General features: G+C 56.1%; 18 protein-coding genes. 3 read left to right on the top strand and 15 right to left on the bottom strand.

Translation table 11 applies throughout. The features are described 5' to 3' along the window. The first annotated feature begins 124 nt into the window (after nt 1-124). From BN2684_RS06160 to BN2684_RS06150, 3 genes are read left to right on the top strand one after another with little or no spacing between them, the layout of a single operon-like run. Nucleotides 125-1,921, top strand: coding sequence for a sensor histidine kinase (locus BN2684_RS06160; protein ID WP_058301286.1), 1,797 nt, complete (start codon nt 125-127; stop codon nt 1,919-1,921). A gap of 17 nt (nt 1,922-1,938) precedes the next feature. Beyond that, the gene (locus BN2684_RS06155) at nt 1,939-3,201 is read left to right on the top strand and encodes a response regulator transcription factor (RefSeq protein ID WP_058301285.1); all 1,263 of its coding nucleotides are present in this window, start codon (nt 1,939-1,941) and stop codon (nt 3,199-3,201) included. A gap of 38 nt (nt 3,202-3,239) precedes the next feature. Further along, complete coding sequence (locus tag BN2684_RS06150; protein WP_058301284.1) at nt 3,240-4,529, top strand: ABC transporter substrate-binding protein; 1,290 nt, start codon at nt 3,240-3,242, stop codon at nt 4,527-4,529. A 104-nt stretch (nt 4,530-4,633) separates the two neighbouring features. Here BN2684_RS06150 and BN2684_RS06145 read toward each other — a convergent pair whose 3' ends face one another. The 15 genes from BN2684_RS06145 to nuoE all read right to left on the bottom strand — a co-directional run bounded on the left by BN2684_RS06145 (nt 4,634) and on the right by nuoE (nt 23,325). Further along, a complete protein-coding gene (locus BN2684_RS06145; RefSeq protein WP_058301283.1) occupies nt 4,634-6,229 on the bottom strand; it encodes an ABC transporter substrate-binding protein in 1,596 nt (531 codons plus the stop codon). A gap of 192 nt (nt 6,230-6,421) precedes the next feature. Next, a complete protein-coding gene (locus BN2684_RS06140; protein ID WP_234340189.1) occupies nt 6,422-7,396 on the bottom strand; it encodes a carbohydrate ABC transporter permease in 975 nt (324 codons plus the stop codon). A gap of 19 nt (nt 7,397-7,415) precedes the next feature. Beyond that, nucleotides 7,416-8,393, bottom strand: coding sequence for an ABC transporter permease (locus BN2684_RS06135; protein ID WP_058301282.1), 978 nt, complete (start codon nt 8,391-8,393; stop codon nt 7,416-7,418). A gap of 310 nt (nt 8,394-8,703) precedes the next feature. Next, complete coding sequence (locus BN2684_RS06130) at nt 8,704-9,396, bottom strand: hypothetical protein (protein WP_058301281.1); 693 nt, start codon at nt 9,394-9,396, stop codon at nt 8,704-8,706. After that, nucleotides 9,393-10,826 carry an ABC transporter permease gene (locus tag BN2684_RS06125; RefSeq protein ID WP_058301280.1) on the bottom strand — a complete coding sequence of 478 codons (1,434 nt, stop codon included), beginning with the start codon at nt 10,824-10,826 and terminating at the stop codon, nt 9,393-9,395. Before BN2684_RS06125 ends, BN2684_RS06130 begins: the two co-directional genes overlap by 4 nt. Continuing rightward, on the bottom strand, nt 10,823-11,698 hold the full coding sequence (locus BN2684_RS06120) for an ABC transporter ATP-binding protein (RefSeq protein ID WP_058301279.1): 876 nt from the start codon (nt 11,696-11,698) through the stop codon (nt 10,823-10,825). The genes BN2684_RS06125 and BN2684_RS06120 overlap by 4 nt, the downstream gene beginning before the upstream one ends. After that, nucleotides 11,689-12,153, bottom strand: coding sequence for a hypothetical protein (locus BN2684_RS06115; RefSeq protein ID WP_058301278.1), 465 nt, complete (start codon nt 12,151-12,153; stop codon nt 11,689-11,691). The genes BN2684_RS06120 and BN2684_RS06115 overlap by 10 nt, the downstream gene beginning before the upstream one ends. Beyond that, nucleotides 12,107-12,844 carry an RNA polymerase sigma factor gene (locus BN2684_RS06110; RefSeq protein WP_159065768.1) on the bottom strand — a complete coding sequence of 246 codons (738 nt, stop codon included), beginning with the start codon at nt 12,842-12,844 and terminating at the stop codon, nt 12,107-12,109. The genes BN2684_RS06115 and BN2684_RS06110 overlap by 47 nt, the downstream gene beginning before the upstream one ends. A gap of 140 nt (nt 12,845-12,984) precedes the next feature. Continuing rightward, nucleotides 12,985-14,247 carry a [FeFe] hydrogenase H-cluster maturation GTPase HydF gene (hydF, locus tag BN2684_RS06105; protein ID WP_058301276.1) on the bottom strand — a complete coding sequence of 421 codons (1,263 nt, stop codon included), beginning with the start codon at nt 14,245-14,247 and terminating at the stop codon, nt 12,985-12,987. Between the two features lie 133 nt (nt 14,248-14,380). After that, the gene (locus tag BN2684_RS06100; RefSeq protein ID WP_082651789.1) at nt 14,381-15,826 is read right to left on the bottom strand and encodes an aspartate ammonia-lyase; all 1,446 of its coding nucleotides are present in this window, start codon (nt 15,824-15,826) and stop codon (nt 14,381-14,383) included. Between the two features lie 184 nt (nt 15,827-16,010). Next, nucleotides 16,011-17,213: a [FeFe] hydrogenase H-cluster maturation GTPase HydF gene (hydF, locus tag BN2684_RS06095; RefSeq protein WP_058301275.1), complete on the bottom strand. Its 1,203-nt coding sequence runs from the start codon at nt 17,211-17,213 to the stop codon at nt 16,011-16,013. Between the two features lie 29 nt (nt 17,214-17,242). Further along, on the bottom strand, nt 17,243-18,670 hold the full coding sequence (gene hydG, locus BN2684_RS06090; protein WP_058301274.1) for a [FeFe] hydrogenase H-cluster radical SAM maturase HydG: 1,428 nt from the start codon (nt 18,668-18,670) through the stop codon (nt 17,243-17,245). 474 nt (nt 18,671-19,144) lie between these two features. Continuing rightward, nucleotides 19,145-20,881, bottom strand: coding sequence for an NADH-dependent [FeFe] hydrogenase, group A6 (locus tag BN2684_RS06085; RefSeq protein WP_058301273.1), 1,737 nt, complete (start codon nt 20,879-20,881; stop codon nt 19,145-19,147). Between the two features lie 18 nt (nt 20,882-20,899). After that, nucleotides 20,900-22,777, bottom strand: coding sequence for an NADH-quinone oxidoreductase subunit NuoF (gene nuoF / locus BN2684_RS06080; RefSeq protein ID WP_082651787.1), 1,878 nt, complete (start codon nt 22,775-22,777; stop codon nt 20,900-20,902). A gap of 44 nt (nt 22,778-22,821) precedes the next feature. Continuing rightward, a complete protein-coding gene (gene nuoE / locus BN2684_RS06075; protein WP_058301272.1) occupies nt 22,822-23,325 on the bottom strand; it encodes an NADH-quinone oxidoreductase subunit NuoE in 504 nt (167 codons plus the stop codon). Between the last annotated feature and the right edge of the window lie 72 nt (nt 23,326-23,397).

Here is a 23,397-nt window from a genome sequence, read left to right as displayed (position 1 = left end):
AAATCCCCTCCTACAAATATGACTTTTCTATAAAATAGCATACTTCCTGCCTTTCTTTATCTAGGCTTTACTGGGAGCATTTGCTACAATATACGAATAGATTCTTTTTCGGGGTGGGCCCGGGATGAACAAAAAAATGTCAATTCTCGTACAGCTGATCAGCGGCTTTTCTTTTCTCATCTTAACAACCGTAATCGCTATCATTTTGCTATCCTACCGTTCTTCCTCACAGGTTGTCCTGGAACGCTCCAATCAGTATATTCTCGAATCCTTCAAACAGCTCCAAGGGAAGCTGGATGTGATTCTTCAGGAGCATGACAACCTTTCCTCGATGATCATCTTCAGCCCGACCATTCAGGAGGCGCTTCAGGATGCAGATGCCGGTCAGCCTGTTCGCCACGACAAGGATGAGATCGTCCGCTACCTCGATCAGGCGACGCGCAACATCAGCTACGATGTGCTCATCCGGATTTTTGACAAAAAGGGAAATGCCGCCTATGCCAATACCAGCTCTCTTGACTTGATCTGGGATACGGAAGCCCAAATCAAGAACACCGATTGGTATCCGGCGATCCGGAAGAACCAAGGCCGCATGAGCTGGCAAGCGGCGGACGGCTGGCTGAATAACTCTATCCCGATCATCCTGGGAACTCGGCAGATCAACGATTGGCAGAAACTGAACGACATCGGCACCTTCTTCATCGTCATTCCTATCGAGGTTCTCGACAATGCGGTCGGTCAATTTCACCTGGGCAAAAATGAGAAAATCCAGATCTCCGACCCTTACGGCACCATCGTTTATTCCACCGATCACCGGGATATCGGCCAGTATATGGACCCGGATCTTCTCGAGAAATTTGCTTCCAAGAAGCCGCATATCGTACCGCTTAAGATGAATTCGTCGGATACCTATGTCTCCTACTCCTATTCGTCCTACAGCGGTTGGAGCCTCTTCGCCTTCATCGATTCCAAGGAAGCCGTGAAGGACCTCAGCACCATTCAAAGCAGAATCTTTTTCGTCGGGCTTTGCGGACTTGCGGCAGCCCTCGCCTTCACCATCGTCTATTCCTGGACCCTGTCTCGCCCGATCCGCAGCCTGGCGACCCGCCTGTCGAACGTCGAACGAGGCACCCGGATTCCTTTTAACAAGACGACCTTAAACAAGGAGCTCGATATCCTCTATACCAGCTACAACTCCATGCTGCAAAATCTCGACCGCACCATCGCCGATCTGTCAAGCAAGCAGGTCAGCGAAAAGCAGGCGCAGATCACCGCGCTCAAAGCCCAGTTCCGGCCGCATTTTCTCTACAATACCTTGAACACCATCTACTGGTCGCTCGCCAATAAGAGGCTGAAACAGGAATCCCAAATGGTGCTCGCCTTGAGCGATCTGCTTCGCTACAGCATCGAGCGAGGATCGGAATTCGTTACGCTGGAGGAGGATTTGGCCCAGCTGAACCGGTTCATCTTCCTGCAAAAACTCCGCTATGAGGATAAGCTGCAGGTCGAGATCAACGCAGATCCTGATGTGTTGTCCTGCATGATCATGAAGCTCACCCTCCAGCCCCTCGTCGAAAATGCCATTACCCACGGCTTGGAAACCGTCGTTCGCGGCACTTGGCTGATCCGCATCCGCATCCGCAAGGAGGATACGACGCTCGTGTTAACCGTTGAGGATAACGGCAAGGGGATGAGTCAAGAAGAGATGGACCAGGTCTTTAACGGAGGGGGAGCCGAATCCGAGTTGCTGTCCAACCCGCTTCATTCCGGCATCGGGCTCTCCAATTTGCATACGCGCATCATGCTCATCTACGGCAGCGATTACGGACTCAGCCTCAGCAAAAGCGAGCTTGGCGGACTGCAGGCGAAGGTGACCTTCCCTCTCCGTCCGGACGATTCTCTGAAACCGACCGATTCATAAGCAAGGAGGGTAACCCTATGAACATTCTTATCGTGGACGACGAAAGCTTTGTCCGGCGTTCCTTATCCGACATGCTGAACACCGCTGGAGCGAAATGGACCGTGGCGGGAGAGGCGGAGAACGGACTCGACGCGTTGGATATTCTGGCTCAGGTGCCGATTGACCTCATCATCTCCGACATCCGCATGCCGGGCATGGACGGCTTGAGCCTCGCCCAGCATGTCCGGCAGCATTATCCAGGGACCGAGCTGGTGCTGCTGACCGGCTACCAGGATTTCGCTTATGCGCGACAGGCAATTCAATATGGGGTGAAGGATTATCTGGTGAAGCCTTCCTCCGTGGAGGATATTCTCGAGCTCGTCGCCAACCTACAGGAACAGCTGGAGAAGCGAAAGCAGGAGGCGCAGCTCAACCGCCTGAGGCAGAAGAACCTCCTGGAAAAACGGCTGCATGACCTGCTCTACGGAATCCCGCTGCCTTACTTCGACGAATCGATCATTCCGCCTTACGACTCCTTTATCGTGCTTACGGTCCTTCTTAAGAATGAGACTTTGACCCCCGGCTGGAAGGAGTCCACGCTCTACAATGCGGTGCGCAATATCGCCGAGGACTGGTTCCTCCCTTACGGACGGGCCATCGGCATGATCGAAGAACAAGAAGGGCCGATCGTCCTTTTTCTCCATTCTCTATCCGAGTCCGATTCCGAAGAAGACCGCCTTCTGGCCGCCAGCTTCGTAAGCGAGCTTGCCGCCATCCTGAAGTGCAGCTTCTGCCTCGGGCTATCGGAACGGCACAAGAGCTTGGAATCGCTCAGCTCCGCCTACCGCGAAAGCTTGCAGGCTGCTCGATTGGCCAAGAAATCTCCGGACGCCACCGTTACCCATATCCTGGACGTTCAGGAATGTGCAGCACCCGCCCAAATGGAAGAGCATATCCGCGTAAAAGCATCCCGCCGGGTCATCTCTCTCACCGTAGAGGCGATGGAACGCCGATTGGAGGAGGACCTCACCTTGAAGACGATCGCCGAGGAGCTCTATATGAATCCGACCTATCTCGGCCGGATCTTCAAGGAGGACATCGGCGAAAGCTTCTCGAGCTTCTTAACCGGGCTGAGAATCGCCAAGGCCAAAGCTCTGCTCGACGACATCACCGTCAAAGTCTATGAAGTGAGCGAGCGCGTCGGGTTTAAAGATCCCGCTTACTTCAGCTATATCTTCAAAAAGCATGTGGGCATTACTCCCCAGGATTATCAGAAGCAGCACCGACCGCTGCAGGCATGACTGAACGCATGATTCCGCGAATGAGGAGGCAGCTTGCCTTGCAAACCCGTTTACGAGCCCTGTTGTCCGGCTTGTGCTGTACCGCCCTTCTGTTAAACGGCGGATGCGCCTTGACTCCCTCCGTTACGGTGAAGGAAGCCCCCGATCCGCCCATTGACCTCAACGTCTGGCTCATTCCAGGCTCGGGACTTGAGGATATCATAAGCGTGTATCAGGAGCAGCACCCGGAGCTCAGCATCCATATCCAGTCTTCCGCTTACGAGGAGCTTCCCAACAAGCTGCAAACCGCCTTCGCCGCCCGGTACACGAGCCCAGATGTGGCCATGATCGAGGTCGATTTCATGGATTGGTTTAAGCGCAATCCCGGATACTTCTACAACCTGTTCGATTTTGGAGCCGAGGAGCTGAAGAACCAGTTCCTGAGCTGGAAGTGGGATCAGGCGGTTTCCGATGACGGCCGCTTCCTATACGGCTTGCCGACCGATATCGGTCCGTACGCCATGATCTACCGGAGGGATTTGTTCGCTCGAGCCGGACTTCCAACTGACCCGGAAGAAGTCTCCAAGCAGATAAACACGTGGGACCGGTTCCTGGAAGCGGGAGTTCAACTGCGCGAGAAAACCAACGTCGCCTTCATCAATGACATGGAAAGCTTGTACCGGGTAATGATCAACCAGGCCGAGGAACAATATTATGACCGTGCGGGACATCTGATCGTGGAGAGCAATCCAGCCGTCAAGCGGGCATGGGACTATGCCTTGAAGGCCCATGAGAATCGCCTGTCGGCTAATCTGACCATCCATACCGAAAAATGGAGCAAGGGACTGACGCAGGATTTCGCCGTCATGCTGTGTCCGGCATGGCTCGTCGCGAGCATGAAGGACAGTGCGCCGCAGGCGGACGGACTCTGGAACATCGCGGAGATCCCGGAAGGCTATGCCAGCCGGGGGGGCTCGTTCCTGGCGCTGCCCGTGACCGGCAGCCACAAGGAGGAAGCGTACCAGTTGATCAAATGGCTGACCGCTCCGGAGCAGCAGCTGCAAACCTTCATCAATCAGGGGACCTTCCCCTCCACCCCTTCGCTCTACAGCAAACAAACTCTGCTCGACTATCGCGATCCTTACTTCAATGACGCACCGATTGGCGACATTTACGCCAAAGCCGCCCGCAATGTTAAGCCCCCCTTTACCGGCGCCAATCATGCGACGATTCAAACCGAGCTGCTAAAGGTGCTTCGTAAAGTGGACGACGGTGACCTGGCTGCAGACAGGTCTTGGGAGACCATGGTGCGTGACATCAAAGCGCTCGATGAAAAGCTAAGCCAATAATCAAATAACATAGGGAAAGCCCCGTCGGATCTTGGATACCGGCGGGGCTCTTCTTGCTGGTTATTCGATTACGGCAGTTGGCAGGCTGTGCGCTTCCGCTCCGCTTATTTTTTGGTGGCGAGGAAGGCGTCCAGTTGCGTTTGTTTCTCAGTAATGATCTTTTCCATACCGGCCTTCTTCATCTTGTCGACATATTTGGCAAGAGCCGTATCCGGATCGACGGAGCCGGTATCCAGGCTGGCGTCATATTCCTTCATGATGTCTTTACAGGTGGCGACTTCCGTTTTCACGCTGGAAGTATCAAAGGTGAAGCCGAGTGCGGGAGAAGCTTTGGCTTGCCCGTTGAAAGCCTTGAATTCATCCCATTTGGTCGGGGATTCGGTCTTCCAGATGTAGTTCAGGAATTGGTTGCCGAGCATCCAAGCAGCGCCTGGGCTGTAGTTGGCTGCATCAGGACCCGGTTCGATGACATTGTCGGCTACTTTCTTGTAGTGAACGCCATCAATCCCGAAGTTGATCAGGTTGTTGATATCTTTGTCGGTATGCAGCAGGTTGATCACCATCATCGCGCGAGCCGGGTCTTCCGAGGTGCTGGAAACGGCCAGCATCGCACCTGCCGTATCGCCCGTGGAGATCGTCGCATCCGTCAAAGCGATTTGCTTCAGCTTGCCTACCATGTTGATGGCGTTCGCCATTTCAATGTCCTTGCCCGGCTTCAACGATTGCACGGTCATGAATACGTTGCCGGCTTTCATTGCATCCTGCGTGGAATTGGTAGCGACAGCGGCGTCTTTGTTGATATAGCCTTTCTTCATGAAGTCGCGAGCGAGTTTCACATTTGCTTTGTAAACGTCCGTATCCAGCTTGGAAACGACCTTGGTTTCCGTTCCGTTCTTGAAGATCATACCGGGTGTGCCGTCATCCCCCAGCGTATCATACTGCGCCATGTAGTGGGAATTGAAGGTTTCACCTTCTTTGAAGTACAGCGGAGTGATATCCGGTTTCTTTTCCTTGACGACCTTCAAAACAGCGTCGAGGTCTTGAACCGTCTTGACGGTGGACATATCGATCCCGAGTTCATCTGCAATATCGGAACGATACACGATGCCGCCTTGAGCAGCCAATTCTTTGTTGGTCGGGATCCCATAGTTTTTACCGTTGATCTGGGAACCGGACAGGAACGACGGATTCAGGTTTTCCTTAATGCCTTGACCATACTTGTCGATCAGGTTGCCGACATCCTTCAGGCTGTCGTCATTGAGCGGAAGATAAGCTCCCTTGGCCACGTTGGTCGCATAGAATCTCCATTGGGCCGTGAAGATGATGTCGAATTTCTCGCGGCTCGCGATCATCAGGTTCGTGGAGTTGTCCCAAGCGCCCCAGTCGATCGGTGCGATATCCAGCTTAGCGTTGATCTTCGGTTCGAGGATCTTGTTGATCGCGTCTTCGACCTTTTGCTCATCCTTTTGAGCCGCGCCGATGTACAGCAATTTGACTGTATACGGTTTCAATTCTTTAGCAGGATCGGCACTTGGCGAATCAGCCGGAGCTTTGCTCGCCTCAGCGCTTGGTGCGGTGGAAGCCTTTTCACTGGGAGATGCGGAAGAGCCTTCTTCTTTCTTGCTGCACCCCGCCAGACTAAGGCTGAGCACCAGCATCAGCATGAGCAGCAGAGTTGCGCTTTTTTTCACTGCTTTCATGAAATTCAAAACCTCCCTATTGATCTTATATGCTGAACCGGCAGCTTGCGCCGATTGAAGCCTGGAATCCGTTGCCCGCACTCCCCTCGCGGGGGATGGCAAGGCGTATACGAGCTTGATTTCCGGAAGGACCGGGGAAACGTTCAGCGGCCGCCGACGTTATCCCCTTGTACCTTGACCGCTAGAGTACGATCAGCCCTTTACCGCACCGACGGTGAGCCCTTGTACGAAATACTTCTGGAAGAAGGGATACGCGAAGACGATCGGCCCGATGCCGACAACCGCCATGGCCATCCGCACCGACTCCTGCGGAATCTTGAGATCGCCGCCTGCTGCAGTTATTGCCGAGAGTGCTGTAGGGTTGGAGGTGATGAACTGAATGTCGAGCATGGTTTTGTACATCAGATACTGCAGATTGACGTTCTGCAGATTCGAGCCGTTCGGCATGGAGATGTAGATCATGCTGAGGAACCAGTCATTCCAGTAGCCGAGGGTTTGAAACAGAGCCACCGTAGCCAGAACCGGAAGCGACAACGGAAGCACGATCTGAATGAACGTCCGAAGCTCTCCCGCCCCGTCGATCTTCGCCGATTCGATCAGCGCCCCAGGGATGGTGTTCGCGAAGAAGGTTCGCATGATCATAATATAGAAGGCGGATATCATGAGCGGGATGATCAGCGCCCAGATGTTGTCCTTGAGGTGCAGCATTCGGGTGTAGACCAGATACCAGGGAACCAGACCGCCGTTGAACAGCATGGTGAAAAACATGAAGAAGGAGAAGAAGTTGCGATGCGGAAAGTCCGGCCTTGAGATCGGGTAGGCATACAGAGCCATGAAGAACAGACTGAGCAAGGTTCCTATGACGGTGACGATCACCGAGATTTCCGCCGAATGGACCAGCTGCTGCCAATCCTTGAACAAGAACTCGTAAGCGAATGTCGACCATTTTTCCGGAACGAATGTATAACCCCTGCGAAGAATGGAATTCTCATCGGTAAACGAGACGATGATGACCAGTGCCAGCGGCAGAACACAGGCCGCGGAGTAGAGCCAAAAGAATATGTTGATGACCAGGTTCGCCGGTCCCGAAAGTGCGTTGGGGTTTTTCGATTTTTTGGTTCTTCGGCCTGACGAAGCAGGCGTGTTCAGCTTCCCTTCCATACTCATGCTCATTGTCAAGCGCCCCCTAGAATAATGCGTCGTCTTTGCTGACGCGCCGTACAATCAGATTGGCAAAGAAGATCAGGAAGAATCCGACTACGGATTGTATCATCCCCGCAGCGGATGACATGCCGATGTCGCCCATCTGCAGGAAGGTCTGGTAGACATACGTATCGATAACCTGCGTCGTTGAATACAGGGCGCCGGCATTACGCGTCACCTGGAAGAACAAACCGAAGTCCGCGTTGAAGATCTTGCCGATCTGCAGAAGCGTCATGACGATGATGACCGGACTGATCAAGGGAATGGTGATCTTGCGAATCTGCTGCCATTTGTTCGCGCCGTCGATCAAGGCGGCTTCGTAGTATTCGTGATCGATCCCGATGATCGCCGCCAGGTAGATGACGGTGGAATAGCCGACTTCCTTCCACACCTTCACCAAGGGGAGAATAAACGGCCAATATTTCGATTGGGAATACCATTCAATCGGTTCGAGTCCGAGCTTGGGCAGAATCGTGACGTTTATGAACCCGTTATCGGTGCTCAAGAAGCCGAAGACGAGGTAAGCGACCACAACCCAGGACAAGAAGTAAGGCAGGAACATGACGCTCTGATGCAGCTTCGATAGAAAGCGGTTGCGCATCTCCGAGAACATAATCGCGAACGCGATCCCGATAACGAGGAACAAGATGATAAATACACCGTTGTATGCGAGGGTATTGCGCGTGATGACCCAGGCTTTCTCCGTGGCGAATAGATATTTGAAGTTCTCAAACCCGGACCACTCACTCCCGAGGATTCCCTTGGAGTAATCCACATTCTTGAAGGCGATCGCCACCCCGAGCATCGGAATGTAGTTGTTGAAGATGATGATGATCAATGCCGGAAGCATCATGAGATAGAAAACCCAGTACTTGTACATGACCTGGAAGACATGCGGTACTCGCGATTTTCTTCTCCTTTCCTGATCCGGCAGCAGGAGCGTTTCTTCCACTGTACTCATCCGTTTACTCTCCCCGTTTCGCTGATGATAGATTTTGCCTCTTTCGCTGCGAGGCTTCTTTTCTTCTACTTTCATTAAAACACATGGCTATTTTTGGGAGTATAAGGAGGAAATTAGATTTCTATAAGAAATCAAACGGTTTGTTCGCAGACCCCTATGAAATCTTCAAGGGCTTCCAACACGCGAAAAAAAGCTCCCCATCTCCTAGAGCGTGTTTGCATACACACTCCTATTTCAGGAAATGGGGAGCTTATCGAATGGGTACTTCAGTCGTCGTCTCAGGTCCTATCTCTCGATCCGAGCGGGAGCTTTAGCGGTACGCTTCTCCTCCAAGGCTCTTCGGCAGCAGCCAGGCGGAAATGGCGGTGGAGACAAGCGCCACTCCAAGCAGCCAAAGCTTGTCGGAGTTCCAGACGCCCTTCGCCATGCTGAACAGATAGAAGGAGCCGGTAAACTTGCCTTTCGTCGTCCAGTCCATCAAATACCAGGCGAATGCGAGAATGAAGCCGGCGGGCAGGCTGCCAAACAAAACCGAAGCCAGCATGCCTATTGATCCTAATGCGAGGGCCGTCATCCATACCCCGCCGACGAGGGCCGCCAGCTCGAAGGTCGCTCCGAACAGCCGCAGGAAGCCAAGGAAAGCAATCGTGAGAACAGCCATGTATACGGCGGTAAGCAGCCAGCGCATAACGAAAATGCGCAGATGCGGATACCGCTTGGCAAGCAGCGTCTCGCCAACCCCGCCCGCATCCATGAGGGCTAACGGGGGAAACAGGAGCAGAGCGGTCAGGCTGATAAACCGCTCGCCCCAGAGTGCGGCTTGTGGAGGACCCATGAAAGCAGGATTGGCCAACACCACCATAAAGGCGAGGATCACGGGGACGGCAAGCCAGCTGTAGGTCGCGATGAGCCGAAGGTTGTGCAGGGTGAGCGGAACGAACGCCGCTCCGCTCACGGAAGAAGGGATAGCTGGATTTGGAACGGCGCCGGATGATCGGCTCATCGGCCCCCCTCCTGGATCGGCAGCGAGTTCGCATGCCGCTTTCGAATTCTACGCTTCGCCGCATGTCCGCTGCTGCGCCTGCGTTCCCAAAGAAGAGCGGCCGCCTCGACCATCAGGAGAGCCAGAATGGAGTAGAAGATGCGGTTGGTTAAAATGTCTCCGGCGTAATGGCGATACGTGGCCGCTTCCGTCGGCGTATTAAAGCGCAGGATTAATTTATAGAGCCGATAATCTCCAATCAGAGGAAGAGCCGATATCAGCCACCATGCGATCTGCAGCGGAATCGCCGCAAGTCCGCTGCCGAACAGCGTGTAGACCAGCATGCCAAAGGCGGTCGTCGCCCAGACGGTGGGCAGCAGCCAGCCGGCCCCATGCGCCAGGAAGATGGGCAGTGCCGTCCAAAAGGCGCCTTCCCCCTCAAGCGCCGCGGCGGTTTCCCAGGCAGCCAGGACGGAGAGCAGCAGATAGACAAGAGAGATCAGTAGCGCATAAGCGGTGAAGCGGGCTCCGACATAGCTCCACGCCCGCACCCGGCGGCTCGCGATCAGCTCGTTCATTCGGCTCGCCCGGTCGCGACTAAGAGCAAAGGCAGCGAGGAAGACCGGGAAGATCCCGGCGGTAAGCCCCATATAATCGCAGAAGAGGCGAGCCATTCCCGGGTAGACCTGGCCTTCCTTCACCCGCTGGAGGTATTCCGCTTCCTCTAAGCGGTACTGCGCCATGGCTTCCTCATAGGTATAGATCCCATCCATAAAGGTCATACCATCTCGCATGTAATGGGTCCAGCCGCCAAGCTTCCGGTCGAGATCGGCCGCCATTTGCACAACGTCAAGAGAAGTGTAGCTGCCCGGTTTCTGCTGAACCTCGTTTAATTGAGCGATCAACGCGTTCATGGCATCCCGGTCACTTGCAGACAATTTCGATTTGTGAGCAAACATCCCGAAGAAGATTCGTTGCTCCATCGATCCGCTCTTCAAGTCAGCCTCAAGCGACCACTGATAACGCTGAGCGAGTAGCTCGGGTTCTGTGATATTCTTGAAGCCATAGACGGGCATAGGAGGAGGCGCCTGTTCGGCGGGATCGCCCACATCCGCGGGATTATCGGCTCCGCCTTCAACCGGGCTTGGGGCAGCACCTGCGCTGCTCTCTTCCCCGGCTGCGCCGGGACTTGCAACGACACCCGAGCCGCTCCCTTCACCGGTTGCCCCCGGATCAGCGATCTCACCGGAGCCGTTCGCCGCTCCTGAGGCTCCCTGCCCGACCTGCTCTTCCTGCTTCTGCGGCAGCTTCGGCGCCTTTCCTCCCTCCCAGCTCTCGGAGGTCGCGTAATTCCCATAGAAGAACAGCAGAATGACGGCAATCAGCAGATAGAAGACGAGATTGCGGCTCAGCATCTTCATTTCTTTCCCGACGAGGGAGAAGAAGTTCATCGCCCGCTCCCTCCCTTGCCCACCAAGCAGAGATAGCCGTCTTCCATCGTCGGCTCTGCCGGTTCCGCGTCAGAGAATGGCCTCTCGTCGGCCAAAAGGCGAACCTTCATGGCGGAAACGGTCGCTACGGCGGATACGATCGGGTATCGGCTGTTGGCCCTCGCCCATTCTCCCTTGTCCATCTCCGCCAGCCAGACACGCCCTCTGGCTTGCTCTGCAAGCTCGGGAATCTCTCCGGTAAACGGCATCCGGCCATTCTGCAGCACCGTCACCTGCCGGCAGGAGGACTCCACATCCTCCACCACGTGGGTGGACAGCAGCACGACCCGGCCTTCTGCGAACCTCGCCAGCAGCTGGCGGAAGCGGATGCGCTCCTCGGGATCGAGTCCTGCGGTAGGCTCATCTACGATGAGCAGCCGCGGCTCGTGGATCATCGCCTGCGCGATGCCGAGCCGCCGCTTCATCCCGCCGGACAGCGCCCGCACCTTCGTCCTGCGGTGAGCGGCCAGATTCACTTCTTCGAGCAGCGTATCGATCCGTCGCTTGCGTTCCGCCTTCCCCTTCACACCGGACAGGAGAGCGAGATAGTCCATCGCCTCTCCGACCGTCATCCCGGGATAGAACGAGAAATCTTGCGGCAGATAGCCGATCATTTCGCGAATGCGTCCCTTCTCCGTAAGCGGAACACCGCCGATTTCGGCGCTTCCCGCCGATGGCGTGAGCAGCGTGGCGAGAAGGCGCATCAGCGTCGTTTTGCCCGCTCCGTTTGGACCCAGCAGCCCTTGCACGCCTTCCTCCCATTTCAAGGTGACCTGATCGAGAGCTGTCTTGCTGCCGTAACGTTTCGTCAATTGATTCAGACTTACTTCCAAGGTTCCCACTCCTTTTCCCGGCCCGCCGAATCTTCCTGTTCTCCCGTCCACCGAAGCTCCGTCTGCTCCAGGATCGTTCCTAAAGCCACAATCCCCAAGGAAAACGCCAAAAGCGTGATGAGATCGTAGGAGTTCATCCGAAGGAAGACATAGCCGAACAAGAGACCGAAGACCATGATGGATAGTCGTCCAAGGCTTTGCCTGCGGAGCCGCTTGCGGTTCTGTCGAACGCGTTCGTCTTCCCGGCGGTCGTACTCCAGCATATACGCCTTTAAGTAGACGCCGCGCAGAAATTGTTCTTGGGCCGGGTCAATCGTTACCTGTTCGGCAGTTGCAGGTTCGCTCATTCCACTCTGGTTCCGCGCCTCGTTGGCCGCTTCCGACTCTCTTGCTCCTTCATGGCTGTCCTTACACCCGCTGTTCTCGAATCCGCTCTTCCCATTCTCTTTGCTCATGTTCTCCCTCCTTCTCCGTCAACTCTCTCAGCCTTTTTCGCGCCCGGTGCAGCGTAACCCGGAATCCTGCCGACGATTTCCCCAATACTGCCGCCGCTTCCTGCGGAGACAGTCCGTCCACATCCACCAGATAGAGGGCCGAACGGTACTCCTCCCGGAGCTGATCCAGCCGATTCTCCCAGGCCGTCCAGCTCTCAAGAGCGAGCACCTGCTCCTCCGGACCCGGCAGAGGATCGCTGATTTCCCGGCTGTTCGGCCTGCCTTCCGGCTGGAAGGCTTCCCCCGTCACGCTCGCGTATTCCTTTCTCCGCTCTCTTTTGCGTAGGTAATCCACGCATTTGTGCCGGATCAGGGTGTAGAGATACGTCTTGAAGGAGCTGCGAAAGTTGTACTTATCGGGGTAGACATACAAATAAGCAAAGCAGTCCTGGACCAAATCCTCGGCGATGTGATAATCGCGGACATAATGGCGGGCGAACCCAACTGCGGGCTGCCGGTAGCGGAGAACGAGCGCTTCAAAGGCGGCACGGCTCCCTTGTACAAACTGTCGAATCTCTTCCTCTTCCCGGCTCATGCCGCTCGATCGCCCCCTCTCTCTCCGGCCTTGTCCTCTCTTATTCGCTCCGCCGTCGCTATTCGTTACAGGTGAATAGAAGAAAAGAGAGCCTGCAGCAGCTCTCTTCGTATCCATGTCCAATTCTCTCAACCAGTCCGTAGGATGAGAATAGTTCCTCATCGCCTTCTCTCATTCCAGCGCTCGGCTCCGCTTACGTTGCACCATCGTTTGAAGACACGCTTTAGAGCAAACGTAAGTGCGGCCCGAACCATCTCTTAGATCCGTTCGCCTTCCTCCCAGGCGAAGCGAGCGAGCGGGAACGGGGAAATCGCCCGTTCCAGAATGCCTTGAACGTAGGCGATGGCGACTCCATAGTTGACGATCGGCACACCGGCCTCCACCGCCTGCTCGACCCGCCACAGCATCTGCCTGCGGTTCATCATGCAGCCTCCGCAGTGGACGATGAGAGCGTAGTCTTTGACGTTGTCCGGAAATTTCATGCCGTTCGCAAAATCAAAGTGAAGCTGCTTCCCTGTAGCTTGGCGAATCCAGCGGGGAATCTTTACCTTGCCGATATCGTCGGGCTGTTGGTGATGCGTGCACGACTCGGCGATCAGGATCTTATCTCCGTCCTGCAGCCGATCGATGGCTCTCGCACCGCGCACCATCTCTTCCAGATCGCCTTTGTGACGGGCGAAGAGGATGGAGAACGAAGTGAGCGGAATGTCCTTTGGCGTATCCGCGGCTACCTTGAGAAACACCTGCGAGTCGGTAATAACCAGCTTTGGCTTCCTGCCGAGGCTCTCCAGCGTCTCCTTCAGCTCGTATTCCTTGGTGACGACCGCGATGGCGTCACTCTCCAGAATATCGCGAATCGTCTGCTGCTGCGGCAAAATGAGCCGTCCCTTCGGCGCGGCCTTGTCGATGGGGACGACCAGCACGACCAGATCCCCAGGCGACAGCAGATCACCCACGATACGGAATTTGTCCTCTTCATCCGGAACGGCGGCGATGAGCGCCTTTTTGAGCTCGGCGATCCGCTGGTCTTCCTTCGCGGATACGGCAACTGTCTTCAAACCGAGCTCGCTTGCGGCACGTTCTTCCGCCGCCAGCGCCGCTTCCGCTCCTTCCGCATCTTCGGCCAACAGATCGGTCTTGTTCAGCACGCCGATGGCCGGGATGGATTTACCGCGCACGAGCTCAGCGATTTCACGATCAAACTCGGTAACGCCTTCCGCCGCATCGACGACGATGAGCGCGAGATCGGTCTTGTTCAGCACCTCAAGCGTCTTCTTCCTGCGGAGCTCGCCCAATTCGCCCTCATCGTCCAAGCCCGCCGTATCGATCAGCACGATCGGCCCGATGGGCAAGAGCTCCATCGATTTATAGACCGGGTCCGTCGTCGTCCCCTTGACGGCGGAGACGACGGCGATCTCCTGCTTGGTGATGGCATTGATGATGCTCGACTTCCCCGCATTGCGGCGGCCGAAGATGGCGATATGCAGCCGGCTGGAGCGCGGCGTTTCATTCAGACTCACGGCATTTCTCCCCCTATTCCCCAAGAGCGGCACCGGATTCCATAGCCCCGTTCCTCCGGCCGCTGCGATTCTCAGTACAGCTCTATCCACTTCGCATCCACCTTGAATCTCGTTCTCCGGGCGGCATGCGGTTTTATCTTCCTGGTATCCCCGGTTTGGTCACTTGATAGGGATTCAAGATGCGATCCGCTTCTTCCTCGGCTAAAAGTCCTTCCTCCAGAACGATCTCCCGGACGCTGCGCCCTTCCTTCTGGGCGCGCTTCGCTACGCGCGCGCTTGCCTCATAGCCGATGCGGCCGACGAGCGCCGTCGCCAGCACTGCCGATCGCTCGACGTTGTCGCGGCAGCGATCCTCCCGGATGCGGATGCCGCGGACACAGCGGGTCTCGAACTGCGTTACCGCATTCGCCAGCGTCTCCAGCGAATCGAGCAGCGAATCGGCGATCAAGGGCACAAAGGCGTTCAGCTCCAGTTGCCCCGAGGAAGCCGCTAAGGTGATTGCAGTGTCATGGGCCATCACCTTCATGGCCGCGCTTCCGGCCATTTCAGCCATGACCGGATTGACCTTTCCCGGCATGATCGACGATCCGGCTTGAACCGCAGGCAGCTCCAACTCCCCGAACCCTCCAGCGGGGCCGCTGGCGAGCAGCCGAAGATCATGGGACAGCTTCAGCAGATTGACGGCAGCCGCCTTCAAAAGCCCGGACACTTCCGCGAACACGTCCATGTTCTGGGTCGGGTCCATCGGGTATTCGCTGCGCGCGATCCCGAAGCCAGTCAGATCCTGGAGCAGCTCGGTCACGTAATAGGAATACTTCACGGGAGCGTTCATCCCTGTGCCGATCGCCGTTCCACCGATATTCACCTCGCGCAGCCGCTCCTCGATCTTGTACAGCCGCCAGCGGTCGCGGGCGGCTGCCTTCGCATAGGCGCCGAAGCCCTGCCCGGCCATCATCGGCACGGCATCCATCAGCTCGGTCCGTCCGAGCTTCAGCACATCGGCGAATTCCTGCTCCTTCTCCTGCAGCGCTTCCTGCAAGGAGGCGAAAGCCGCGCTCACCCGGCGCAGAAGCCGGATGGCTGCTATGCGCAGCGCGGTAGGGTACACATCGTTCGTGGATTGGCAGCAGTTGACGTGATCGAGCGGATGCACGACCGAGTAGTCGCCCCGCCGCCCGCCAAGCCGTTCAATGGCAAGGTTGGCCACCACTTCATTGACGTTCATGTTGGTGGAGGTCCCGGCTCCGCCCTGAAGACCGTCGATCGGAAAATGCTCGCCCCAGCGCTCCTCCCAGGCACGAGCCTCTCCGTCTACGAGAAGCTCGTCGCAGGCGGAAGCAATCGCCTGAGCGATCTCGGCAGGATAGGTACCCAGTCGAAGATGGGCGAGAGCCGCCGCTTTCTTCACCGTGATGAGGGCCCGGATCAGATGCCGATTGACCGGCCTGCCGCTGACGGAGAAGTTTTCCATCGCTCTGAGCGTATGGATGCCGTAATAAGCACCGGACGGAAGGCTCTTCGATCCAAGCGAATCCCGCTCAACGCGTTCCTCCGCGTTCGTATTCATCCGTTCCTCCATGACCGATTCTTCCTCTCCTAAAGAAAATGGCGGGAGCCCCCGCCATCCGGTAAAACGTAAGTTCGGGCGCTTTATCCCGCTTCTTCGCCCGCTTGCCGAGCCCTCTGCGATTGCCCGGGGCAGCACCAAGCTCGATTCCCCGTCCACTTGATGGCTCAAGCTCAGAGCACCCTTTCGTAAGCCTTTACCGCTGCTCTGCCTGCAGCACATCCACGACGCGCGGAAGGATGCCGTGAAAGTAAGCGAAGGAGATGCCGTAATTCGTAATCGGCACTCCCTGCTCATTGGAGCGAAGCAGGCGCATCATCAGCTGCTTGCGGTTGAAGATGCAGCCGCCGCAGTGGACGATCAGCTTGTAGTCGCCGACGTTGTCTGGAAAATCCGGACCCACGTTCGTCGTGATCTCCAGTTGGCCACCTGCCGCTTCATGAAGCTTCTGCTGCACGAGCACGCGGTCAATCTCGCCGTTATGCGGATGCTGGATGCAGGCTTCCGAGAGCAGCACTTTATCACCGGGCTTCAGCGTTTCGATGGCTTTCGCGCCATCGATGAACCGTTCCAGATCACCCTTGAAACGCGCCATGAGAATGGCGTAAGTGGTCAAGGGCACGGAAGCCGGCACTACCGCGTTCACTTTGTCAAAGACTTGGGAATCCGTGATGACGAGGTCCGGCCGCCCGTTCAGCTTGGCCAGAAGACCGGGAAGCTCGGCATCCGTTACGAACAAGACCATCGCGTGATGATCGAGAAGATCCCGCAAAATCTGTTGCTGAGAGGCAACCAGCCGGTATTTGGGCGCGGGAATCGTCTCCGGTGTAACCAGAACAACTGTATCTCCCGGCTTTACCAAATCGCCCACAATGCTGGCCCGTTCAAACTCGACGGGAGCGAACACACGGATTGCGTCCTTCAGGCTTCCGATGTTCATTTTTTTCTTGGCGCTGATCTTGACGATGGGAATGTTCAGCTCCATCTCCAGCGGATCGATATCGACATACCGCTCATCCACCTTGGTGATGACGCCGATGACCGGAATGTTGCGTCCGACGAGCTCGCGGTACCATTCCTTTTCCAGCTTAAAGCATTCATTCTCTTGAGAAAAAATCACGATGCCGAGGTCCGTCTCATCCAGGACCTGCTTCGTCTTGTGAACCCGGAAGCTTCCCTGGTCGCCTTCGTCATCGATCCCGGAGGTGTCCACAAGGACGACCGGCCCGACGCGATCAAGATGAAAGGGTTGGTAGACGGGCTCCGTTGTCGTCCCCGGCTCATCGGAGACGAGTGCCGTGGACTGTCCGGTTAATGCGTTGATAAGGCTCGACTTGCCAGAATTTTTACAGCCGAATACGGTAATGTGCAGCCGATCCGATTGGGGTGAGGCTTGCATGACGTTCCCTCCTTCAGAAATGGGGAAAACTAAAAACGCAAATCCCGCTCCCCTTGCTCAATGCGGGTTAACCGGTCCAGGGTCGCCTTGCGGGCCGACTCCTTCGGAATGTCCTCCATGCCCTTCTTGATGATGTCCTCGCCCAACCGACGGGTTTCTTCATCGGCATAGTCGAGCAGGTATTCCTTGAAGGTCAAGAGGGAATTGGGCTGGCAGACGTTGTGAATCTGGCCGCTCTTGGCCAGGCGCATGAAACGGTCTCCTGTACGCCCTTCCCGGTAGCACGCGGTGCAATAGCTGGGGACATACCCGTCGCGGCAAAGCCCGCGGATGATCTCTTTCGGCGAACGGTGATCGCTCACTTCGAACTGTGGCTTTTCCTTCGGTTCTTCGTCCTTATGAAGCTTCGCTTCCATGTAGCCGCCGACACCGGTGCTCGACCCTGCGCTGATCTGCGAGACGCCGAGCTGAATAACCTGATCGCGGAACGTCGGCTCTTCGCGGGTGGACAGGATCATACCGGCATAGGGAACCGCCAGACGGAGAATGGCGACGACCTTCTTGAAGTCGTCATCCTTGACCAGATACGGGTAGGTATCCAGGTTTACGCCCACTGCTTCGCGCATGCGAGGAACGGACAAGGTATGCGGGCCTACGCCGAAGCGTTCTTCCAGATGTTCAGCATGCATCAGCATGGCGATCGTGTCATACTTGTGATCATAGAGTCCGTAGAGAACCCCGACGCCTACGTCATCCAGACCGCCCATCTGGGCGCGGTCCATCGCCGTCGTATGCCAGTCGTAATCATGCTTCGGCCCTTGCTTGTGAAGAGCGGCATACGTGGGACGATGATAGGTTTCCTGAAACAAAATATACGTGCCGACTTCCGCATCCTTCAGCTTGCGGTAATCTTCCACGGAAGCGGCGGCGATATTCACATTGACGCGGCGGATGCTGCCGTTGTCCACCTTCACCGAATAAATCGTCTTGATCGCGTCTACGACGTAATCGATATCGCAGTTCACCGGGTCTTCTCCAGCCTCAACCACGAGGCGCTTGTGACCGAGCTCTTGAAGAATGCGCACCTCATCCGCGAGCTCCTCCATGTTCAGCTTGCGGCGGACGAACTCGGAATTCGAATGCTTATACCCACAGTATTCACAGTTATTGACACAATAATTGCTTATATATAACGGCGCAAACAGGACGATGCGGTTGCCGTAAATTTTCTCCTTGATCACCTTGGCCGAACGATAAATTTCCTCAAGAAGCTCCTCGTCCATTACCTCCAAGAGAACGGCTGCTTCCCGATGGCTTAGCCCCTTGCACTCTCTCGCCTTCTCCAGCAGACGGAGCAGATACTTGCGATCAAGCGCTTTCTTTTTTGCCTCTTCCAGTGTCGCTAGAATTTCCTGATCGTTAATGAAGTCAGCCGGCTCCCAATCCTTCCGTTTCACGTTGTACCCTCCTAGGTAGCCAACGGGCGCATAACGCCCGCGACCAGTGACTGTATGACCAGAATTCCGTGATGATTGTGCGTTCTTTAACAGGGTTAATCCGTATCGAACCTTCATGTAGATCCGGGGAAAACGGGGGGCTTTCCCCTCTTTATCTTGATTTTACACCGCCATTATTTCCATATCTGTGATTTTTTTCACTAGTTACGGTGTCTTTGAAACCCGATTTCAGGCCGATTTATCGGGACAGTCCATCTGAGTTCATCTGATAAAAGCGATAGCGGCTCAGCTTAAGGCGGTTCTGATCCGTGTTTCAGCTCCATTATAGGGATGGAAGCCGCACTCAAGTTGGGATGTGCTTCAACTCACATTTTTTCGTTCGCCTTGAATGGAAAGAAACGGAAGGAGCACGCCAGCGGAACGAGCTTCCGCCGCCTGCACCCCGACCGTTTCCGTCACAGGAGCCCGATGCGATTAGAACTTCGAACGCTTCACATAGTGGGTATGCAGCAATTCGTGGGACAGATGGCCGTTCGGCTCTCCCAGGAATTCGGCATACAGCTGTTGGATGGAAGGATTCTTATGCGATTTCCGGACGGTTTGGGCCTCGTCCTCCGTATAGATCGCTTTGGCGCGTTCCGCCTTGATGTTGATCTTCTCGCTCGTCTGAGCGTCGATGATCGGTTGACCGCCGCCTGCTACGCAGCCGCCGGGGCAAGCCATGACTTCGATGAACTCGTAGGCTTTTTCGCCGCGCTCCATCGCTTCCATCAGCTTGCGGGCATTGCCGAGGCCGTGAACGACGGCCGTGCGAATCTTCTTGCCGTTCGGCAGCTCGATCACGTTCTCCTTGATGCCATCCAAGCCGCGTACAGCGGTATATTCCACCGTCTCCAGCTCTTTACCGGCCGTGATCTCGAAGACGGTCCGCAGAGCCGCTTCCGCCACTCCGCCCGTTGCTCCGAAGATGGCGCCCGCGCCGCTGCCTTCGCCCATCGGGTTGTCGAAGGCTTCGCCCTTCAGGTTCACGAAGTCGATCCCCGCTTCCTTGATCATCGCGGCAAGCTCGCGGGTCGTCAGCACGAGATCGACGTCCTGCATGCTTTCGTTGGACAGCTCTTCACGCTGCCCTTCGAACTTCTTCGCGGTGCAGGGCATGATGGAGACGACGACGATGTTCTTCGGATCGAGGCCCATTTTCTTCGCAAAATAGGTCTTGATCATCGCGCCTTCCATTTCATGCGGTGATTTACAAGTGGAGAGGTTATCCAGCCGATCCGGGAAGTTGTGCTCAACGAACTTGACCCAGCCTGGGCAACAGGAGGTCATGAGCGGCAGGCTCTCTCCGCTGTTCAGGCGGGACAGGAGCTCCGTTCCTTCCTCCATGATCGTCAGGTCCGCCCCGAAGTTCGTATCAAACACCTTGTCGAAGCCGAGCTTGCGGAGCGCGGCGACCATCTTGCCCGTCACACGGGTACCAACCGGCATGCCGAATTCTTCACCAAGCGCTACACGAATCGCCGGAGCCGGCTGAACGACGACATATTTGCTCGGATCGGACAGCGCATTCCACACATCGTTCATGTTCTCGACTTCGGTCAGAGCACCGACCGGACATGCCATGATGCATTGGCCGCAGTTGACGCAGGTGGAGTCCCCCAAGGCGCGGCCGAAGGCCGGACCGACGGTCGTATCGAAGCCGCGGTGATTGAAGCCGATGGCATGAACGGTTTGCATCGTGCTGCAGGCGCCGATGCAGCGTCCGCATTTGATGCACTTGGCCGAGTCGCGCATGATCGACGGTGACGAAAGGTCCTTGCCGCCGTGAGACTTCTCGCCAGCAAAGGAGACCGTCCGCACGTTCAAGTCGTTCGAGACGGTTTGCAGCTCGCAGCCGCCGCTGCGGGAGCAGCTCAAGCATTCGCGGTCGTGGTCGGACAGGAGCAGCTCGACGGTGGCCTTGCGGGCATCGCGCACTTTCTTGGTATTGGTTTGAATCTTCATGCCTTCTTCCGCTTTCAGCGTACAGGAGGCGATGAGCCGGGGGCCGACTTCCACGACGCACACGCGGCAGCTGGAAGAATGGTTGATCCCCTTCATGTAACACAGGGACGGAATATTGATGTCGAGATCGCGGGCTGCTTCAAGCACGGTCGTCCCTTTGGCGACTTCCGTCTCAATGCCGTCGATCGTAATTTTAATCGTATTCACTCTCGATCACTCCTCTCGTCAGACTATCGCTACGGCTTTGAACTTGCAGACATCGAAGCAGACGCCGCACTTGATGCAGGCTGCCGCATCGATGACGTACGGCTCTTTCACTTTACCGCTGATGGCGTTGTTCGGGCATTTCCGCGCGCAGAGGCTGCAGCCGCGGCAGAGCTCCGGATCGATGGTGTAGGAAATCAACGATTTGCAGACGCCGGACGGGCATTTTTGATCGACGATATGCGCCATGTATTCGTTGCGGAAGTACTTGAGCGTCGACAGAACCGGGTTCGGCGCCGTCTGGCCGAGCGCACAAAGCGATGCGTTCTTAATCGTGATGGAGAGCTGCTCCATCTTGTCGAGATCTTCAATGGTGCCTTTGCCCTCGGTCACCTTGTCGAGCAGTTCCAGAAGGCGCTTCGTCCCGATCCGGCAAGGCGTACATTTGCCGCACGATTCATCGCGGGTGAAATCGAGGTAGAAACGGGCCACGTCCACCATGCAAGTGTCTTCGTCCATGACGATCATCCCGCCGGAGCCCATCATGGAGCCGAGGCTTGTGAGCGTATCAAAATCGATCGTGCAGTCGAGATGCTCTTCGGTCAGACAGCCGCCGGAAGGTCCGCCGGTTTGAATGGCCTTGAACTTCTTACCGTTCGGAATGCCTCCGCCGATCTCGAAGATGACCTCGCGGAGCGTGATCCCCATGGGCACTTCGACGAGGCCGGTGTTGACGACCTTGCCGCCGAGTGCGAATACTTTGGTCCCCTTCGACTTCTCCGTCCCGATGCTGGAATACCAGTCGGCCCCGCGCAGAATGATCGGCGCGATGTTGGCGAAGGTCTCCACGTTGTTGATGACCGAGGGCTGGCTCCACAGTCCTTCAACCGCCGGGAAGGGCGGTTTCGGATTCGGCATGCCGCGCTTGCCTTCGATAGAGTTCATCAGAGCGGTTTCTTCGCCGCAGACGAACGCTCCCGCGCCGAGGCGGACGTCGATGTCGAATTTAAAGCCGGTTCCGAGGATGTTATTGCCGAGCAGGCCGTATTCGCGGGCTTGTTTAATCGCTTTCATTAAACGCTGAACGGCGATCGGATATTCCGCACGAACATAGACGAAGCCTTGGTTTGCTCCGATGGCATATCCTGCGATGGCCATCGCTTCGATCACGGAATGCGGGTCGCCTTCCAGAATCGAACGGTCCATGAAGGCACCAGGGTCTCCTTCGTCCGCGTTACAGATCATATACTTTTGATCCTTGTCTTGATCGGCCGCGAACTGCCATTTCATGCCGGTCAGGAAGCCGCCGCCGCCGCGTCCGCGCAGGCCCGATTGCTTCACCGTGTCGATGACCTGCTGCCGGGACATGGTCATCAGCACTTTGCCGAGGGCCTTGTAGCCGTCGCGGGAAATGTATTCGTCGATCACTTCGGGATCGATGACGCCGCAGTTGCGCAGGGCGACCCGCACTTGCTTGCGGAAGAAGTCGGTCTCTTCAAAGTTGTGGATTTCGCCGTCTGTAATCGTTTTCTCATACACGAGGCGATTGAGCGGCTTGTTGTTAAGAAGGTGCTGTTCGACAAGATCCGGGATGTCCTTCACTTCAACGCGGCTGTAAAAGACGCCTTCCGGATACACGATGACAACCGGTCCGAGCTCGCAAAGGCCGAAACAGCCGGTACGAACGACTTCTACCTTATCTTCAATGCCATGGTTGGAAACTTCCTTCTGGAGAGCCGCGATAATTTTGTTAGAATCGGACGAGGTGCAGCCCGTTCCTCCGCATACCATCACCGAGCGGAACTCTACGCCGCCTGCCGCGGTTCCGGTGATTTGCCGGTTCTGCAGCTTGCCCTCGGTAAGCGTCTTGATCGCTTCAAGATCCGTTAACAGCTTCATGCCACTACCTCCCGTTTAAAATGCGCTTCATGCGCACGCTTTCATCAGTTGTACTCTTTTAATATCTTCGGAACATCGTTGGGTGTGAGGCGGCCGTAAACCTTCTCGCCGATCGTCAGAACCGGGGCCAGACCGCAAGCGCCCAGGCAGCGAGTAGCCTCCAGCGTGAATTTGTTATCGGCGGTGGTTCCTTGAACGGCGACATTGAGCTCGGTGCTGAGACGGTCCAGAAGTCCTTGAGCGCCTTTGATGTAGCAAGCGGTGCCCATGCAAACCCGGATCACGTTTTCTCCTTTCGGAGTAAGGGAAAAGAAGTGATAAAACGATGCAACACCGAAGATTTCACTCATCGGGATTTCAAGCTCGGTGGAGACCACCTTCAGCACATGCTCCGGCAAATAGCCGTAAATGTCTTGGACTTCATGAAGGACCGGGATGAGCGCGCCCTTCATCAGTTTGAACTGCTCGATGGTCGCCTTGACCTTCTCCAGCTTCTCATCGGGCTCGGACTCTCCTCCACAGCAGCAGGCGGTTTGTTGCAATTCCATCATGGACTCTCCTTTCGCGCCGGATGGGTTCGCTCGTTAACGGAACGACTCCCTCATTCGGCTTTCGTGGCT

This window comes from Gorillibacterium timonense, assembly GCF_001457415.1.
Taxonomy (GTDB): domain Bacteria; phylum Bacillota; class Bacilli; order Paenibacillales; family NBRC-103111; genus Gorillibacterium; species Gorillibacterium timonense.
Note: the sequence above shows the minus strand (reverse complement) of the source record. Positions and strands in the feature narration are given on the sequence as shown.

What these genes read in the sequence shown, in the direction of transcription:
- BN2684_RS06160 (WP_058301286.1), top strand. Translation starts at nt 125, where the DNA reads ATGAACAAAAAAATGTCAATTCTCGTACAGCTGATCAGCGGCTTTTCT.
- BN2684_RS06155 (WP_058301285.1), top strand. Translation starts at nt 1,939, where the DNA reads ATGAACATTCTTATCGTGGACGACGAAAGCTTTGTCCGGCGTTCCTTA.
- BN2684_RS06145 (WP_058301283.1), bottom strand. Translation starts at nt 6,229, where the DNA reads ATGAAAGCAGTGAAAAAAAGCGCAACTCTGCTGCTCATGCTGATGCTG.
- BN2684_RS06140 (WP_234340189.1), bottom strand. Translation starts at nt 7,396, where the DNA reads ATGAGTATGGAAGGGAAGCTGAACACGCCTGCTTCGTCAGGCCGAAGA.
- BN2684_RS06135 (WP_058301282.1), bottom strand. Translation starts at nt 8,393, where the DNA reads ATGAGTACAGTGGAAGAAACGCTCCTGCTGCCGGATCAGGAAAGGAGA.
- BN2684_RS06130 (WP_058301281.1), bottom strand. Translation starts at nt 9,396, where the DNA reads ATGAGCCGATCATCCGGCGCCGTTCCAAATCCAGCTATCCCTTCTTCC.
- BN2684_RS06125 (WP_058301280.1), bottom strand. Translation starts at nt 10,826, where the DNA reads ATGAACTTCTTCTCCCTCGTCGGGAAAGAAATGAAGATGCTGAGCCGC.
- BN2684_RS06115 (WP_058301278.1), bottom strand. Translation starts at nt 12,153, where the DNA reads ATGAGCAAAGAGAATGGGAAGAGCGGATTCGAGAACAGCGGGTGTAAG.
- BN2684_RS06110 (WP_159065768.1), bottom strand. Translation starts at nt 12,844, where the DNA reads ATGGATACGAAGAGAGCTGCTGCAGGCTCTCTTTTCTTCTATTCACCT.
- BN2684_RS06100 (WP_082651789.1), bottom strand. Translation starts at nt 15,826, where the DNA reads ATGGAGGAACGGATGAATACGAACGCGGAGGAACGCGTTGAGCGGGAT.
- hydF (WP_058301275.1), bottom strand. Translation starts at nt 17,213, where the DNA reads ATGCAAGCCTCACCCCAATCGGATCGGCTGCACATTACCGTATTCGGC.
- nuoF (WP_082651787.1), bottom strand. Translation starts at nt 22,777, where the DNA reads ATGAAGCTGTTAACGGATCTTGAAGCGATCAAGACGCTTACCGAGGGC.
- nuoE (WP_058301272.1), bottom strand. Translation starts at nt 23,325, where the DNA reads ATGGAATTGCAACAAACCGCCTGCTGCTGTGGAGGAGAGTCCGAGCCC.